Origin of the sequence: Pedobacter sp. HDW13, assembly GCF_011303555.1 — a bacterium.
Lineage (GTDB): Bacteria > Bacteroidota > Bacteroidia > Sphingobacteriales > Sphingobacteriaceae > Pedobacter.
In genome coordinates, this window is sequence record NZ_CP049868.1 from 5,909,254 (window position 1) to 5,926,672 (window position 17,419).

16 protein-coding genes are annotated in these 17,419 nt (G+C 39.2%); 9 read left to right on the plus strand and 7 right to left on the minus strand.

All coding sequences use genetic code 11. The features are described from left to right. Positions 1-38 precede the first annotated feature (38 nt). Positions 39-1,328, minus strand: a complete 1,290-nt coding sequence (locus G7074_RS24540) for a sterol desaturase family protein (protein WP_240916402.1) — start codon at positions 1,326-1,328, stop codon at positions 39-41. A gap of 103 nt (positions 1,329-1,431) precedes the next feature. Here G7074_RS24540 and G7074_RS24545 point away from each other — a divergent pair, with 103 nt between their 5' ends. The 5 genes from G7074_RS24545 (at position 1,432) to G7074_RS24565 (ending at position 6,450) form a co-directional block, all read left to right on the plus strand. Beyond that, positions 1,432-2,190 carry an ROK family protein gene (locus G7074_RS24545; protein WP_124559941.1) on the plus strand — a complete coding sequence of 253 codons (759 nt, stop codon included), beginning with the start codon at positions 1,432-1,434 and terminating at the stop codon, positions 2,188-2,190. A gap of 101 nt (positions 2,191-2,291) precedes the next feature. After that, a complete protein-coding gene (gene gndA / locus G7074_RS24550; protein WP_124559940.1) occupies positions 2,292-3,707 on the plus strand; it encodes an NADP-dependent phosphogluconate dehydrogenase in 1,416 nt (471 codons plus the stop codon). Between the two features lie 30 nt (positions 3,708-3,737). Continuing rightward, the gene (gene zwf, locus G7074_RS24555; RefSeq protein WP_124559939.1) at positions 3,738-5,252 is read left to right on the plus strand and encodes a glucose-6-phosphate dehydrogenase; all 1,515 of its coding nucleotides are present in this window, start codon (positions 3,738-3,740) and stop codon (positions 5,250-5,252) included. 109 nt (positions 5,253-5,361) lie between these two features. Further along, positions 5,362-6,087, plus strand: coding sequence for a 6-phosphogluconolactonase (gene pgl / locus G7074_RS24560; RefSeq protein ID WP_124559938.1), 726 nt, complete (start codon positions 5,362-5,364; stop codon positions 6,085-6,087). A 6-nt stretch (positions 6,088-6,093) separates the two neighbouring features. After that, positions 6,094-6,450: a DUF5655 domain-containing protein gene (locus G7074_RS24565; protein WP_124559937.1), complete on the plus strand. Its 357-nt coding sequence runs from the start codon at positions 6,094-6,096 to the stop codon at positions 6,448-6,450. Between the two features lie 45 nt (positions 6,451-6,495). Here the strand turns inward: G7074_RS24565 and G7074_RS24570 are convergent, their stop codons facing one another. From G7074_RS24570 to G7074_RS24580, 3 genes are all read right to left on the minus strand, one after another. Further along, the gene (locus G7074_RS24570) at positions 6,496-7,377 is read right to left on the minus strand and encodes an exopolyphosphatase (protein ID WP_124559936.1); all 882 of its coding nucleotides are present in this window, start codon (positions 7,375-7,377) and stop codon (positions 6,496-6,498) included. Next, positions 7,377-9,437: a polyphosphate kinase 1 gene (gene ppk1, locus G7074_RS24575; RefSeq protein WP_124559935.1), complete on the minus strand. Its 2,061-nt coding sequence runs from the start codon at positions 9,435-9,437 to the stop codon at positions 7,377-7,379. The genes G7074_RS24570 and ppk1 overlap by 1 nt, the downstream gene beginning before the upstream one ends. A 100-nt stretch (positions 9,438-9,537) precedes the next feature. Next, the gene (locus G7074_RS24580; RefSeq protein ID WP_166211842.1) at positions 9,538-10,137 is read right to left on the minus strand and encodes a hypothetical protein; all 600 of its coding nucleotides are present in this window, start codon (positions 10,135-10,137) and stop codon (positions 9,538-9,540) included. Positions 10,138-10,213: 76 nt separating this feature from the next. On the opposite strand from G7074_RS24580, the gene G7074_RS24585 reads away from it, so the two are divergent. The 3 genes from G7074_RS24585 to G7074_RS24595 all read left to right on the plus strand — a co-directional run bounded on the left by G7074_RS24585 (position 10,214) and on the right by G7074_RS24595 (position 13,045). Beyond that, complete coding sequence (locus G7074_RS24585; protein ID WP_113948827.1) at positions 10,214-10,705, plus strand: YajQ family cyclic di-GMP-binding protein; 492 nt, start codon at positions 10,214-10,216, stop codon at positions 10,703-10,705. A gap of 136 nt (positions 10,706-10,841) precedes the next feature. Continuing rightward, positions 10,842-11,285 (plus strand): GNAT family N-acetyltransferase, encoded by a 444-nt coding sequence (locus tag G7074_RS24590; RefSeq protein WP_124559932.1) that lies wholly within the window; start codon positions 10,842-10,844, stop codon positions 11,283-11,285. A 146-nt stretch (positions 11,286-11,431) separates the two neighbouring features. Next, on the plus strand, positions 11,432-13,045 hold the full coding sequence (locus G7074_RS24595; RefSeq protein WP_124559931.1) for a S8 family peptidase: 1,614 nt from the start codon (positions 11,432-11,434) through the stop codon (positions 13,043-13,045). 47 nt (positions 13,046-13,092) lie between these two features. Here the strand turns inward: G7074_RS24595 and G7074_RS24600 are convergent, their stop codons facing one another. After that, complete coding sequence (locus G7074_RS24600) at positions 13,093-14,139, minus strand: NAD(P)-dependent alcohol dehydrogenase (RefSeq protein ID WP_124559930.1); 1,047 nt, start codon at positions 14,137-14,139, stop codon at positions 13,093-13,095. Between the two features lie 195 nt (positions 14,140-14,334). Between G7074_RS24600 and G7074_RS24605 the strand changes: the two genes are divergently transcribed. Further along, on the plus strand, positions 14,335-14,988 hold the full coding sequence (locus G7074_RS24605; protein ID WP_166211845.1) for a YceH family protein: 654 nt from the start codon (positions 14,335-14,337) through the stop codon (positions 14,986-14,988). 245 nt (positions 14,989-15,233) lie between these two features. Here the strand turns inward: G7074_RS24605 and fabF are convergent, their stop codons facing one another. Beyond that, positions 15,234-16,484, minus strand: coding sequence for a beta-ketoacyl-ACP synthase II (gene fabF / locus G7074_RS24610; protein ID WP_166211848.1), 1,251 nt, complete (start codon positions 16,482-16,484; stop codon positions 15,234-15,236). 162 nt (positions 16,485-16,646) lie between these two features. After that, positions 16,647-17,411, minus strand: coding sequence for an SDR family oxidoreductase (locus tag G7074_RS24615; RefSeq protein ID WP_124559927.1), 765 nt, complete (start codon positions 17,409-17,411; stop codon positions 16,647-16,649). Positions 17,412-17,419 lie beyond the last annotated feature (8 nt).

Sequence of the window (17,419 nt, forward strand, 5' to 3'; positions counted from 1 at the left end):
GTTAGGGAATTATTAAGAAGACTTTGCGTTTAGGTTACCTATGTATTAATTTGGTTGGATTCATATTTAAAAACATATTTCTTATACAGCTTGTTCAACGAAAAAACACGTTCCAAAATAATTAATCCCACAACTGGAAATATGAGTAACTCCAGAATATTAAACTGGTAAAAAAAGAAAGCAAAAAGCACAATCAGCCTAAAACATTCCAGGTAATAAATCCACCTGCGCTGTTCTAACAATGCGCCGATGTTAACGAGAGTAATGAGGATAAAACTTAAAATAGCCGCTTTATTAACCCCAGTTAGAAATTGGTAATACATGGTGGCAAAGGTTAACAAATCTACCACCAGCAAAAGCTGTAAATTTAAATAGATTTTGAATGTAGGTTTACTGGCAGGTGCTATCTTATCCTGGAAATAACGCTTTTCCAAAACCGGCCTGATATTCTGATCCATTAAGGCCGGGCTTCCAAAAACAGCATTCCACTTGGCCTTAAAACCACTTGCTCGCCTGTAAGCCTCTCCTATCTCGAGGTAATAATGAAAATGTTGCCACAAAAAGCTATAACTTTTAATGGGATGCGTTAACCCATACTTAGGAGCTTCCTCTTCAGCTTGGAAAGTCCCGAAAAGCTTATCCCAAAAAACAAAAACATCGCCATAATTTTTATCCAGGTATTTTTCATCCGATGCATGATGCACGCCATGCAATGAAGGCGTAATCAGTACGTTTTCCAGCCAGCCAATTTTGCCAATTAGTTGTGTATGCGTAAAAAAAGAATAAGCCCCATGTGCCAATAATATGGCAATAATCATATTGGGATGAAAACCGATTAACGGCAGTATACACCAAAAAACATTGCGAAAAACGGCCTGAATAGTCGTAATCCGTGCGGCTGCAGAAAGATTAAATTCTTCGCTTTGGTGGTGTACTATATGTGCCGCCCATAAAAAGTTAATTTCGTGCCCTAACCTGTGGTACCAGTACCAAACCAAATCGGTTGATAGCAGTAATAAAATCCACACGTACCAGGCTGTAGAAATATTAAACAAGGCATAATTTGCATATACCCATTGGTATACCTGATAAAAACTGGCTGCTATAAACAAATTCAATAAACGCTCGGCAATACCTACACTAAAATTTGCCACTGTACTTTCGTATTTAAAAACCTTAGCCCTCTTTTGGTGCTGAGCTATTTTAAATTCAATAAAAACGAAAATAAAAAACGCAGGAATAGCAAATGCAAGGTAGTTTACCGTCATAACAGTTTTAATATTTTTAAGTTTAACGCTGCAAACATAAATATATTCTACTAAATACATAGATTTTATAGATTTATTTTATTACATATTGATTACTACTATATCTATTTATAGTTTGCCGTTTTAAAATATTTGCAGAACTTCGATCCCATAAATACATACTATGGCTACACAGAAAAAAGTTGACAATAACAATATATTATCTATCGATATTGGCGGCACAAGTATTAAATCGGTGCTGTTGGATGAAAGCGGCAACATGCTTAACGAATATGTAAAAAGTAAAACACCGCCAGAGGCTACACCTAAGGATATTGTTAGCGGAATAGCAGAACTGGTAAAACCTTTCCCTCAAACCTACAACCGGATTTCGATTGGTTTTCCAGGTTATGTTAAAAATGGCGTGGTTAAAACGGCCCCTAACCTGGCTAAAAACAAGTGGGAAGATATAGATCTGGCACAGCGCGTAGCCAATGTATTGGGGCACCCCGTGCGTTTGGTTAACGATGCCGACCAGCAAGGTTTGGGCGTGGTAGCTGGCAAAGGCTTTGAAATTGTTTTTACCGTAGGTACAGGCTTTGGTACAGCTTTATTATTTGATGGCGAACTGTTGCCTCACTTAGAACTGGCCCACTTTCCCATTAGTAAAGAAGAAGATTACGACGATTATATTGGCAATAAAGCCTTTGAAAAAATTGGTGCTGAGCGCTGGAACAAAAGGCTAAAAAAGGTAATCGAAACCTATAAAACAGTATTTAATTACGATACGCTCTACATAGGTGGTGGTAATTCGAAGCAGATTGATTTTAAACTCGAAAGTAATATTAAGATTGTAACCAACCGCGATGGCATTAAAGGTGGTGCAAAACTCTGGAAACTGGCCGATAAGTACAATATTTTCACGGTATCTCCAAAAAAATAGCACTACTTTATAAATTCACTGTTTATTACAATCTTTTAACAACAAAATCTGCAATATTAATTTGTAAACCCTATTTTTGGGTGCATTCAAAAAAATAAAAAATGGCAAATAACGATTCGAAAAAATATAAATTGGGAATGATTGGTTTAGGCACTATGGGCCGTAACCTTTTGTTAAACATGGCTGATAAAGGTTTCTCGGTAACCGGTTATGATAAAGACACCAAAATGATTGCTAAGCTTGAAGAAGAAGGCAAAGCACATCAGCTGGAAGGATTTAACAACATTGAAAGCTTTATTTCGAGCTTACAAACACCGCGTACCCTGATTTTATTGGTACCTGCAGGCCCGATTGTAGATAGCGTTATTGCCGAATTGAAACCACTTTTAAGTAAAGGCGATATTATTATCGATAGCGGAAACTCACATTTTACCGATACTAACCGCCGTGTAGATGAACTTGAAAAAGATGGTTTACATTTCTTTGGTATGGGTATTTCTGGTGGTGAAGAAGGTGCGCGTTTCGGTCCGAGTATGATGCCAGGCGGTGATAAACAGGCCTACAACGTAGTAAAAGATGTTTTTGATGCCGTAGCAGCTAAAGTTGGTACCGATCCTTGCGTAACTTACATTGGCCCGGGTGCTTCTGGTCACTTTGTAAAAATGGTACACAATGGTATCGAGTATGCCATTATGGAACTGATTGCCGAAGTATATGGTATTCTTAAAAATGGCCTGGGTTATTCGAACGAGGAGATTTATAAGGTATTCAAAAAATGGAATGAAGGTAAATTGCAGTCCTTCTTGCTAGAAATTACTGCGGAAATTTTCTTGGTTAAAGATACTGAAACCCAAAACGATCTTTTAGATCAGATTAAAGACGAGGCTCGTTCAAAGGGAACCGGAAAATGGACTTCAGAAGTTTCTATGGAACTTCAGTTACCTGTACCAACCATTAACGAAGCTGTTTCTAACCGAGATTTATCTAAGTTTAAAAAATTAAGGGTATCGCTTGAAGAAGCATTTGGTAAAAAAGACACTAAAATCGATGTTACCGTTGAAGAATTAGAAGATGCTTTCTATTTCTCTATGATCAGCGCTTATGCACAAGGTATGCACTTATTGGTGCAGGCATCAAAAGAATACCAGTACGATTTACAATTGCAGGAAATAGCAAAAATCTGGCGTGGTGGCTGTATCATCAGAGCTACTTTCTTAGCCGATATCTATAAAGCTTACGATAACAACAATGCTTTAGAACACCTTTTTGGTGATGCCGGAATCCAGCAGATCATTAAAGGTACTTTAGCGGGAACACGCAAAACAATAGCTGCCTGTATTAACTCTGGCTTAGGCATCCCTGCATTTGCTTCTACGCTAACCTATTTCGATACCATTACCACTGGCCGTATGCCTTCTAATTTAATACAAGCTCAAAGAGATTTCTTTGGGGCACACACTTTTGAACGTATTGATAAAGATGGTGTTTTCCATGCCGATTGGAATAAATTATCATAAACTATACTAGACTCACGGAGAAAAAATAAAATGAAAACTAAAACCGCATTAAACCCGACCATATTCGTAATATTTGGCGGAACAGGTGATTTAAACAAAAGAAAATTAGCGCCTGCCCTATACAATTTATTTATGGAGGGTTACATGCCAAATAAGTTTGCCATTATTGGTACCGGTAGAACCGAATTTACTGATGATAGCTACAAAGCTGCCCTGGAAGATGCTGTTAACCAATTTTCGCGTAGCGGAAAAGTTAAAAAAGACAGATGGGATGATTTTGGAAACACCATTCACTATTGCCCAACTGATTTTGCGCAGCCTAAAACATTCGAAAACCTTAAAGCAGCAGTAGAAAAATACCAGAAAGAATATGGTGTTGGCACACAGGTAATTTTCTACCTTGCCGTTGCACCTAACTTCTTCCCTATTATTGCCGAGTGTTTACAGAAATATAAACTTACGCAAGATGAAGATAACAGCAGAATCGTAATCGAAAAACCTTTCGGTCATGATTTAGAATCTGCAAAAGAGCTGAATACTTTATTGAGCACCATTTTTACCGAAAAACAGATCTACCGTATCGATCATTATTTAGGTAAGGAAACTGTTCAGAACATGATGGCTTTCCGTTTCGCTAATGCGTTATTCGAACCACTTTGGAACAGATCTTATATCGACCACGTACAGATTTCAGTAACCGAACAGTTGGGTGTTGGAGATCGTGGTGGTTACTATGAAGGTTCGGGTGCTTTAAGAGACATGATCCAGAATCACTTGTTACAGCTACTCTGCCTGATTGGAATGGAAGCCCCGATTAATTTTGACGCCGATGAGATCAGAAACCGTAAGGTAGAAGTTTTAAAAGCCATGCGTCCATTCTCTGCCGAAGATATCCGTTTCCATACCGTTCGTGGTCAATACAGCAAAGGCTGGGTTGAAGGCAAGGAGGTTCCGGGTTACCGTCAGGAGAAAGGTGTTGATGATCATTCAAATACAGAAACATTTGCGGCGGTTAAGTTCCATATCGATAACTGGAGATGGCAGGGCATTCCGTTCTACTTAAGAACAGGAAAACGCTTAAACCAAACTTCATCGTTAATTACTATCCAGTTCAGAGATGTACCACACCAGATTTTCTCTTCAGGTGTAACTGAAAACTGGCAACAAAACCGTTTGGTAATCAGTATTCAGCCAGAAATGAGTATCCGTATGCAAGTACAGGCTAAACGTCCTGGATTAGATATGGTATTAAACCCGGTTGATATGGTTTTCGATTACAAAGGAACTTACGAAGGTGATACCCCCGAAGCTTACGAAACTTTGTTACTGGATGCAATGATGGGCGATCAAACCCTGTTTATGCGCGGCGATCAAGTAGAAGCAGCTTGGGAATTGGTGATGCCGATCTTAAACACCTGGGAAAGCAAAAAATCAATCAATTTCCCTAACTACCCTGCCGATAGCTGGGGACCTGAAGAAGCTGAAGCACTGATTGCAAGAGATGGTTTCCATTGGTTTAACCTGCCACTGAAGAATAAGGATTAAACAAAAAACCCGTCATTGCGAGGTACGAAGCAATCCTACTACGTTTGTTGTTCAAAACCAGACGCTTTAAGATTGCTTCGTACCTCGCAATGACGATTAACTTATAAAAATGAATCTACTTATATACAAAACCCTCGAAGAGTTAAACCAGGATTTAGCTGACTACGTAATCAAAATCGCTGAAATGTCGATTGAAGAAAACGATCGCTTCAATTTTGTTTTAACCGGAGGAAGTTCTCCAAAAGCCTTATATCACCTTTTGGCTACAGAGTGCCAACACAGAATTGACTGGGAAAAAGTTTATTTCTTTTTCGGCGATGAGCGTAATGTACCCGCCAACGATGATAACTACAATGGATTAATGGCTAAAAAAGCAATTTTAGATCCATTGGGCATTAAAGAAGATCATATTTTTTATGTAGATACCACTTTAGCACCTGAAAAAGCGGCTATAGAATATAAAAAAGCAATTGATAAGCATTTTAATGGCGAAGATATTGCGTTCGATCTTATTCTTTTAGGTATGGGCGATGATGCACACACGGCATCTATCTTCCCACATACTACTTTGGTTAAAGATGAGGAGGTAAACGTAGCTTCGGTATTTGTTGAGAAATTAGATACCTATCGCATCAGCTTTACTGCACCATTAATTAACAAGGCAGATAATGTGGCCTTTTTAGTTTTCGGCGAGAATAAGGCTGAGGCTTTAAAGCACGTGATTGGCGATGAGCAGAAAGATGTAAATACCTACCCTTCTCAACTGATCAATCCAATTGACGGAAAATTAACCTGGTTTACCGACGAGGCAGCTACAAAATTATTAGAAGATTAAAATACCATGTCTGACGAGCAACAATTATCAGACTTTTTAAACGGAAAAACGGAATATACCTTAGGGTTATTCCGTTTTTTTATTGCACAACTTACCGGGTTGGGCACAGTTAACTTACGTCCTACTAAATCGATGGTTGCCATTGAAGGCAAAAAAAGCTTTGCCTACATTACCCAACTGGGTAAAAATTTCATCCATGTCGTTATTCCTTTCGATAAAGCTTATGAAGACAACCTTTGCTTTACCAAAATTGTACAGGTACCTGGAACCAATCAGTTTAACCATCATTTAAGGATCTTTTTTGAAGAAGATGTAAATGATGAAGTGAAAGGATTTCTGAAAATGGCTATGGAAAACGACTAGCTGGCCTTGGCTCGTGCAGACACGAACCAAGAACTAGCAACCAACTTAATCCAGTTTTTCTTCTATCAACAGCTTAATGATACCATCAGCTAATCCTACCTTCGGCACATAAATTTGCTTAATGCCCGTCCATTTCATTAAGGTCAGGTAAATCTCGCAGGCTGGAATAATTACATCGGCACGATCAGGATTTAAGCCCAAAGTGTTGATCCGTTCCTTTAAGGAGTAACTGGTTAACTTATTGTACATCGCATTGAGCTTTTGCAGTGACAAAGGCGCGTTTTCCTTCTCGTCCGACATGCGGAAAAGCTTGTTAATGTTTCCACCCGTTCCAATACCAGCCAAATGTTTGTAAGCTTTGGTATGCTCTTTTACCCAGTCTTTCATTTCATCCCAGGTTTCTTCCTTATCCTGATTATCAAGCATCCTGATGGTACCGATATTGAACGATCTCGAAGCCTCGGGCACCCCCTTTACAAAGACAGATAATTCGGTACTACCACCACCTACATCAATGTACAGGTAGGTTTTATTCTCATCCAGTTCCTCTTCAATATGGTTGGCGTAAATAATATTGGCTTCACGTTGTCCTTCGATAATTTCCAGCGTCACATCGGTTTGTTGCTTAATCAGCTTTACAATATCCTGTCCGTTGTTGGCTTCACGCATAGCTGAAGTTGCACAGGCCAGGTATTCGGAAACGTGATAAACATCCATCAGGTTTTTAAAAGCCGTCATGGTTTTTACCAGATCTGCCGATTTTTTCTCAGAAATATGCTGATCCAAAAAAGCATCATCGCCAAGCCTTAATGGCACACGGATGAGTGTATTTTTCTTGTATTTGTATTTTCCGTCCTGTTTGCTGATATCGGCAATGAGTAACCTCACGGCGTTCGAACCGATATCTATAGCTGCGTATCTTAACATTATGATTGATGCTTGGTTTTTAAATAGTTGTAGATGTCTACCTGCGCTCTTATTTTTTTACTTAATCTGTTTTTATGGTATTTATTGTTGTTTAGGGCATTAATTTGCCTCGATTTGGTATTATCCTGCAATTGCAGATCAATAATATCCTGTATCTCCTGTTTAACATCCTGGTCCAGTACCGGAAAACCTACCTCTACGCGGTGTTCAAAATTCCGGCTCATCAAATCGGCTGATGATAAATACATATCGTTTTTGCCGTTATTACCGAAAATGTAAACACGTGCATGCTCTAAAAACTTATCGATAATGCTGATGGCCGTAATATTTTCGCTAAAGCCCTTAACACCCGGAATTAAGCAACAAATACCACGCACAATCAGTTGAATTTTAACACCTGCATTGCTGGCATCGTAAAGCTTAGCTATAATACCTTCATCAGCCAAACTATTCACTTTAAGCAAGATATAAGCAATTTTGCCGGCTTTGGCATTTCTAATTTCGCGGTTAATGAAATTAACCAATTTCGACCGGCTTTCTAATGGCGAAACAATTAAATGCTTAAAGCCACCAGTAACCGTTCTTTTGTTCAGGGCATCGAAAAGTTTCACCAAATCGTTGGTAATTTCCTTTCTGGCCGTAAAAATACTATGGTCGCAATATAAACCTGCTGTTTTCTCGTTAAAGTTACCGGTAGCCAGATTGGCGTAATATACTGGCTTATCTTTCTCTATCCGTTTAATCAGACAGATTTTTGAGTGCACTTTATAATCGGTAAGGCCATAATTTACCTTTACGCCTTCTTCCATTAAACGGGTTGTCCAGAAAATGTTGGCCTGCTCATCAAAACGGGCTTTAAGTTCTAGTACAACCGAAACAGTTTTACCGTTTTTAGCAGCGTTGATTAAAGCATTGATTACTTTCGAATTTTCGGCCAAACGATAAAGTGTAATCTGTATTTCGGTTACTTTAGGATCGATAGCCGCTTCGCGAAGAAACAAAATGATATAATCGTACGATTGGTATGGCAGGTTAACCAGATAATCCCTTTGTGCAACCTTGGCAAAAACACTTTGCGTACGATGCAAATCGCGCACTTTTAGCGGAACATTAGGCGTATACTCCAATTCCTTTTTACCCACATTTGGGAAAGCAATAAAATCTCCAAATTTGTGGTAGCGGTTACCCGGAATTAAACTCTCGGCCTCCAATTTTAGTTTGTTAACCAAAACAGTAAGCATATTTAAAGGCATGGCCGAATCGTATAACAAACGCATCGGTTTACCTTTTTTACGCTTTTCAAGGCTGTTTTTAAGGTCTTCGATAAACTTATCACTCACATTGTTATCAATATCCAGCTCCGCATCTCGGGTTAACTGAATAGAGTAAGCTTCTAAATTATCGTAAGTAAAAATATAGAAGATATCGTCCAGGCAATAGCGGATAATATCTTCGGCCATGATGATAAATTTTAAATCGTTTGTTTCGGGGAGAACGAGAAAGCGCGGTAAACTGGGCGGAATTTCGATCAGGGCATATTTTTCCCTTAACTTGGTATCCTTTTTCGATAATTTAACGAAGAAATACAAAAACCTATCCTTTAATTCGGGAAAAGGTTTATCCATATCCAGCATAATGGGTACCAGATTCGATAAGATTTTATCTCTGAAATGGTTTTTAACAAACTCGCCCCGACTCACATTGAGCTGAGTATCGTTTAAAATAAAAATCCGGTTCTGAGCCAGCTCATTAATTAGGGTTGCCTGAAAAAGCTGATCAAATTTGCGTTCCTGTTTTACGACTATGTTTTTAATCTCATTCAGGATTTTTTTAGGGTTAAATCCTAAGAGTGCTTTGGCTTTATCGTTCAGATTAGTCAACCGGGTCATGGTAGCTACACGAACGCGGTAAAACTCTTCTAAATTTGACGAAAAGATAGAAAGAAACTTAATGCGTTCAATTAGCGGCACAGTTTCATCGGCTGCTTCCTGCAGCACACGCTCATTAAAATAAAGCCAGCTAATTTCGCGGTTAAAAAACGGTATCTTCTTCTTACTCATTTAAAAAAATAAAAAATCCCTGCCAAAACAGGGATGTTCAAAACTGCATATTAATTTGTTAAATCGATGTTAATTAATTGACGCATTAACGTTAACAAATTTATTTTTTGGCTGGTGTTTTAGTTGTTTTCTTAACTGGTGTGGCGGCTTTTGTTGTTGTTTTCTTAACTGGAGCAGCCTTTTCGGTTTTCGGAGCAGTTACCGTTTTTGCAGGTACCTTACTTGCGGGCACAGCTTTTTTAACGGCTGGGGCTACTTTCGTCACAACCTCTTTAACTGCTGCAGCTGGTTTGGCCAGTACTTTTTCGACTTTTTCTTCGGTGGCAATTGCGGCAACTTTCACACTCTGTACCACGGGTTTAGCTTTAGCAACTGCTTTTTTAACCGTTTTTTCGGCAGTTTTTTCCGATTTACTTAATGGCTTTGCCGCCGTTTTTTTAACTTCTTTAGCTTTCTCTTTTGATGAATGTACCAGATCATCTATTTTTTGTCCAACCTCGGCTTTTACAATGGTAAATTTCTTGGTCAGTTTTTTTGCAACGCGCTTACTGGCTTTCCCTACTTCCACACTGATTTCCGATACATCATGACCTAAACTTTTGATTACTTCCAGAAATTTGTCGGTGATAGATTGCTCCAATTGTTTCTTAACTTCCTTTTTCGTTATCTTTTTTTGAGACTTCGGTTTAGTGGTTTTCATATTATTTTTCGTTTTTTTGTGAGGACAGAATAATTTCTACTAAATCTACTTATTTTTTTACTTTAAAGCTAAAACCATGCCTTCTTTTGATATAGTAAGTAAAGTTGATGCGCAAACGCTCGACAATGCCGTTAACAATGCAAAAAAAGAAATCCTTAACAGATACGACTTTAACGGTTCGAAAAGCACCATCGATCTGGATAAAAAAGCAAACGTAATCACCATTGTTACCGAAGATGATATGCGTTTAAAAGCCATTGAAGATTCGATCATTTCAAGGATGATGAAACAGAACCTTGATCCAAAAAGTTTAGATTTTGGCGACGAACAACAGGCTTCGGGCAATATGATCCGCAAAGAAATCAGCATTAAAGAAGGATTAGACAAAGAAGCCGCCAAAAAAGTGGTTGCGAAGATCAAAGCCAGCGGCTTAAAAGTACAACCCTCTATCATGGATGATCAGGTAAGGGTTACCGCTAAAAAAATCGATGATTTACAGGCGGTGATCAGTTTATGCCGGGGCGAAGATTTCGGACAACCATTGCAGTATATTAATATGCGTAACTAATAGGGTTAACTGTCTTAGATGGTTAACTGTTTAAACTGGTTAATCGGTTAACTGTTTTGGTGGATTCCATCAGTTAACCAATTTATACAATTAACCGATTAACCATTAGATACGCTTAACCGATTAACCTAAAAAAATGGAAATCAGCGAAAACGGATTCATATTCTCTGATAAAAAGGAGCTTTTAAATATCGAAGCCATACACCATTATTTAAGTGTAGAATCGTACTGGGCAAAAAATATCCCGTTAGAAACGGTAAAACGCTCAATTGCAAATTCACTTTGTTTTGGTATCTATAAAAACCAGGAACAGGTGGGTTTTGCCCGTTGGGTAACTGATAAGGCAACATTTGCCTGGCTTTGTGATGTTTACGTAGCGGAAAATTACCGTGGACAAGGTTTATCTAAAAAACTGATGTCGTTTATGATCTTCCACTCCGATTTGCAGGGGCTGCGCCGCTACCAGCTGGCTACTTTAGATGCACATGGCTTGTACGAACAGTTTGGCTTTGCAGCAATCGAAAACCCCGAAAGGCAAATGGGTATTGTAATCCCCAATATTTACAGCGAGCCTAAATAAATTAACTTATTTTAAAAACATACAATCCAGATGAAAAACCTTCTGGATTTTTTTATTTGGAATGTGCCGAAAACATCATTTTTAATACATTTTCGTCTAATAGAAAAATTAAAATTAACTTTCGGCGTTTAATTCAAAAATATAGAATGAATAAAAGTAGAATTTTCAGCGCGCTTTTAAGTGCAGCGCTCGTAAGTGCGGTACCAGCTTTGGTGCAGGCACAAAAAGCAAACTGGCAAAATCTTGATCTTAAAAGTGATAGTACATTCGGTATCAGTACCGAAAAAGCATATAAAGAGCTTTTAAAAGGCAAAAAATCGGTTAAGGTAATTGTTGCCGTTAACGATGGTGGTGTGGAAGCTACACATGAAGACTTAAAACGCATCATGTGGGTAAACAAAAAAGAAATTGCCGGCAATGGTAAAGACGATGATAAAAACGGTTATGCCGATGATATTAACGGCTGGAACTTTATTGGTGGCCCAAAGGGATCGGTAAACTTTGAAACCTTAGAGTTAACCCGTTTGGTACGCCGCGATATGGCCCGTTTTGCCAATACAACTGATGCAAACGTTGCAGAAAAAGACAAAAAAGACTGGGAAACTTTTAAGGCAGAAAGAGCTGACCTCGAAAAACAACTGGGAGAAGCCAAAGCAAACTTAGCCGGTATTAGCGGATTTAAAAATGCACTTGATGCTGTGGTAAAAAAAATCGGTAAAGAAAATCCTACTGCCGAAGACTTTAAAAACTTTAAACCTAGCACACCAATTGAAGGCCGTATACAAAGTGTATTGGCAAAACAGCTTGAAGAAGGTAGTTTTAAAGATTTTTACGAAGATCAGATTAAGGAAGGTTTCGATTATTACACCCGTCAGGCAGAATATAACCTAAACCTTGATTATAACCCACGCGATATTGTTGGCGATAATCCGGATGATGTTAACGAGAAATTTTACGGAAACAATGATGTTGCTGGTCCGGATGCCATGCACGGTTCGCACGTTGCCGGTATTATTGCGGCAGATAGAACCAATAAAATTGGAATCTGGGGCGTTGCCGATAATGTTGCCATTATGGGCGTACGTTGTACACCAAACGGCGATGAGCGCGACAAAGACGTAGCAAACGGAATCCGTTATGCGGTTGATAATGGCGCTAAGGTAATTAATATGAGCTTTGGTAAAGCTTATAGCTGGAATAAAGCTATTGTTAATGATGCCATGAAATATGCTGCTTCTAAAGACGTATTGATTGTACAAGCTGCCGGCAACGAAAACAAAGATATCGATGTAGAAACCAATTACCCTAACCATAAAGACCTGGATGAAAAAACCATCGCATCGTGGATTACAGTTGGCGCTTCTGGCCCAACTGACGATGAGACATTAAAAGCCAGTTTCTCTAATTTTGGTAAAACACAGGTTGATGTTTTTGCGCCAGGTGTACACATTTACTCTACTGTACCGGGTTCTAAATACAAAAACTTAGATGGTACCAGTATGGCCTCTCCTGTTGTTGCAGGTTTAGCGGGTTTAATCCGTTCTTACTATCCGAAATTAACGGCTGCTCAGGTTAAAGAAATCATTGTTAAATCGGTCACAAAAGTAAACCACAATGTTTCTTATGCTAAAGGCGAAGAGCCAGGTGCTGAGAAAGTATCAGTTCCTTTTTCTGATCTTTGTATCAGTGGAGGTATCGTTAATGCTTACAATGCGTTGAAATTAGCAGCTACCTATTCAGGTAAAACTACTGCTAAATAAATATTTTTAAAGAAGTCAAGTTTTAAAAACTTGACTTCTTTATCGAATTACAATGTATCCATATCAATTACAAAGCGATACTTTACATCGCTGTTTAATACCCGCTCGTAGGCTTCGTTTACGTAATTGATGTTAATTACTTCCACCTCCGAAACGATATCGTGCGCTGCACAAAAATCGAGCATCTCCTGTGTTTCTTCAATACCACCAATACTCGAAGCTGTTAAAGCCCTGTTGCCATGCATTAAAGCCGAACCCGGGAATTTAATTGGCTCTGCCGGTAAACCTACGCAAATGTGTACACCATTAACCTTTAAAAGCTTAAAGTACATTTCGTAGTTATGTGGTGCTGAAACCGAATCGATAATAAAATCGAAATGCTTGGTATATTGAGCCAGTTGTTCAGCATCTTTTGTTACTACAAAATTATGGGCACCTAATTTTCTGGCATCAGCTTCTTTTGAAGGCGAAGTACTTAAAACCGTAACATCGGCACCAAATGCAACGGCAAATTTAACCGCCATATGACCTAAACCACCAAGACCTAAAATGGCAACTTTATGTCCTTTGGTAATGCCCCATCTTTTAATGGGCGAATAGGTTGTAATTCCGGCACAAAGCAAAGGTGCTACCCCAGCCAGCGGAAGTTTATCTGATACATGAACCACAAATTCTTCGGTACACACAATTTTGTTCGAGTAGCCACCGTAAGTTGGCGTAGTTTTATCGCGCTCTACGCTGTTGTAAGTCCAAACGGTTTCGCCTTTTTCGCAAAACTGCTGCTGACCGCCTTTACAGGTTGGGCATTCCTTACAACTATCAACCATACAGCCAATACCAGCTAAATCGCCTACTTTAAATTTAGATACCGCCGAACCTACTTCGGTAATACGGCCCACAATTTCGTGGCCCGGAACCATTGGGTACCTCGCAGGCCCCCACTCGCTACGCACCTGGTGAATATCGGAATGACAAATTCCGCTGAATAAAATTTCGATCAATACATCTTTTGGTCCAACGTTTCTTCTTTCGAAATTCCATGGAGCCAGTTTATCGGTTTGGCTGTGAACAGCGTATCCTTTTGCAGCTATCATATATTTTAAGTTTTATTCAAAGCTAGAAGATTAAGCTTTAGCATTCGTCATGCCTGCTTCATTTCGGGATATGCCATATTGTTGCATTTCTATTTTCAGCGACTAAAAAAACGAGCTATTTTACACTAATCCCTTATAAATTAAGCTATAGCAAAATAATTTTCAAAATATTCATTCAATTTATATTTTTATAAAATGGACAACGTAAAACCACTACCCGATTTATCTGCAGAAGAACAACGTGTTTTAGGCGCATTAATAGAAAAAAGCCGAACCACACCCGATTATTACCCAATGACGCTGAATAGCTTAACCGCTGCATGCAACCAAAAAAGCTCGAGAAACCCGGTAGTAAATTACGATGAAGAAACAATTACCTTAACCTTAAACCAGCTTAAAATTAAAGGGTTAATCTCAACAGCTACAGGTGGTTCCAGTCGTGCAACTAAATATAAACACAACCTGGCAATCGTTTACCTACTGTTACCTTCTGAGTTGGCCATTATTTGTCTTTTATTATTACGTGGTCCATTAACCCCGGGCGAAATAAATAGTAATTCGGGCAGGTTATATGAGTTTGAAAACATTGAAGAAGTTTTAACACAGCTGGAAAAACTATCAGAAGATGAACCCGCTTTTGTAAAACAGCTGCCCAAAAGAACCGGACAAAAAGAAGCACGTTTTGCACATTTATTAGGCGAACAGGCAGAAACCACTACAGAACCCGAAACAGAAAGCTCCCCGGTGGTCTCCGCTTTTGATTCAACCGAATTGGAAAACCGTATCGAAAAACTGGAAAAGGAAGTAGAAGAGCTGAAAGAACTGGTTAATTTGTTGATGGATAAATAGTTTGGTCGTCAATGGTTTATTGGTCAATAGTTCATTATTTCTACCCATAGCCCAAACGTCATTTCGAGTGGAGCTAAATCTTCATAGCCAAACCGTCATTTCGACCGTAGCGGAGAAATCTATTTAGTCTCTCGATCATTACCCAATAATTTCTCCGTGTTTTTCCGTGCCTCCGTGGCAAAAAACTCAAGGAAAAAAAATGCCCGGCTATGAACCAGGCAATCACTTTATAATAAAAAAATAAATTAAGCCGTGTACTTTTTAAATATCGTACTGGCGGTATGCCCTCCGAAACCAAAAGTGTTGTTTAATACATAATTAATTTCTTTTTTAATTGGCTCGCCCAGAACAATATTTAAACCTTTAGGAATATTTTCATCCAGGTTTTTCGTATTAATTGTTGGCGGAATAATACCATCTCTGATGGCTAAAATGCTGATCACACTTTCAATCGCACCAGCCGCACCTAACAAGTGACCCGTCATAGATTTAGTTGCACCAATTACCACAGGCAAGCCATTAAAGACGCGATTGATAGCCTGTAGCTCACTCAAATCGCCCAAACCGGTTGAAGTAGCGTGTGCATTAATGTAATCAATCTGATCAGCAGTAATTCCTGCATCTTTTAAAGCGCTGGTCATACCCAATCCGGCACCAACCCCATCAGGAGGCGTTCCGGTTAAGTGATAAGCATCTCCGGCCATACCGCCACCAACAATTTCGGCATAAATATGTGCACCACGGCTAACAGCATGCTCCAGTTCCTCTAAAATCAAGGCTCCTGCTCCTTCACCCATCACAAATCCGTCGCGATCTGTATCAAAAGGTCGTGACGCACCCTGTGGATCATCATTTCTTTTCGATAAAGCCTGGGCTGCATTAAATCCACCTACTGATGATTTGGTAATGGCAGCTTCCGAACCTCCGGCAATCATAATGGCTGCTTTACCCAAACGAATGGTATCAAAAGCATTAATAATAGCCGTGTTAGAAGAAGCACAAGCGGAAACGGTACAATAATTTGGACCGCGTAAACGGTGTCTGATCGAAATTACACCTGCTGCGATATCCACAATCATTTTAGGGATAAAAAACGGGCTAAACCTCGGCGTACCATCACCAGCATGGAATTCTTCAAGCTGCGCTTCAAACGTACCGATACCACCATTTCCGGTTGCCCAGATTACCCCTACTTCGGCCAGTTCATCATCGGTCATTGTACTAAAATCGAGGCCCGAATCGGTTATCGCCTGATCGCTTGAAGCGATTGCATACTGCGTAAAAACGTCGTATTTTTTTATTTCCTTTTTATCCAGAAAGGTCTCGGCATTAAAGTCTTTTACCTCGCTTGCAAACTGGGTTTTAAACTTTGAAGCATCAAATTTTGTAATCGGACCAACACCACTTTTGCCAGCCAGTATCTGTTGCCAAAAGCTTTCAACGGTATTTCCAAGTGGGGTTATTGCGCCCAAACCTGTTACTACTACTCTTTTCATGTTAATTATTTTTAGTCAATGCCTTTAAATCAGCTTGTAATTAAAGGCAAGCGCAAATCCGGGATTTACACTTATCGCGGCAAAAGTACTATTCCTGTAGCTAAAATTGATATGATAAATGTAAAGCCTGAATCCTTTTTGTTCCTGCTTATCCCCTGCTTGTTAAACAGATTCAATCCAGGCTTTTCGGTTTGCATTCATGACATTTAAGGCATCTGCAGGCGATTGTCTGTACAATTCGTATATTTTTGCCGTATCACCAACCCTGATTTCAAAATCATCGTTTGCCAAAGCAGCAATCAGTTCATCAGCTACCATACTTGGTTTTATACCGTTATGCCCACCAATTTCTTTAGAGAATTCGGTATCAACCAATGGCGGCATCAATTCGAAAACCTTAACAGGCGATCCTTCCAAACTCAACCTTAACGAAGTAGAATAAGAATGTAAAGCTGCTTTACTGGCCGCATAGGTTGGCAAGGTAACGCCTGGTACATAAGCCACAATTGAAGAAACATTTACAATAGCTGCTGATTCTTGCTGAGTTAGTACAGGCAGTAATTTCTGATTAACCCTAATGATGGATAAATAATTGGTCAGCATTTCGTCTGCTGCATTGGCATAAGCATCCTCATTATGATCTGCCAGGTTATACAGAATGGCTCTCCCAGCATTATTAATCACGATGTTTAACTGCGGATAATCGGCTTTAATACGTGCTACCAAAGCCTCTACATCTTCGGCCTTGCTTACATCCGACAGGATGGTTGTAACATTACTTAACGATGCCGCAACAGCGTCTAAACGCTCCTGGTTCCTTCCGGTAACAATTACATGGTTGTTTAAAGCAGTTAATTGTTTAGCAATTTCTAAACCGATACCGGCAGTACCGCCGATTAATAAAACAGTATTTTGTGAAGTTTTCATTTTATATT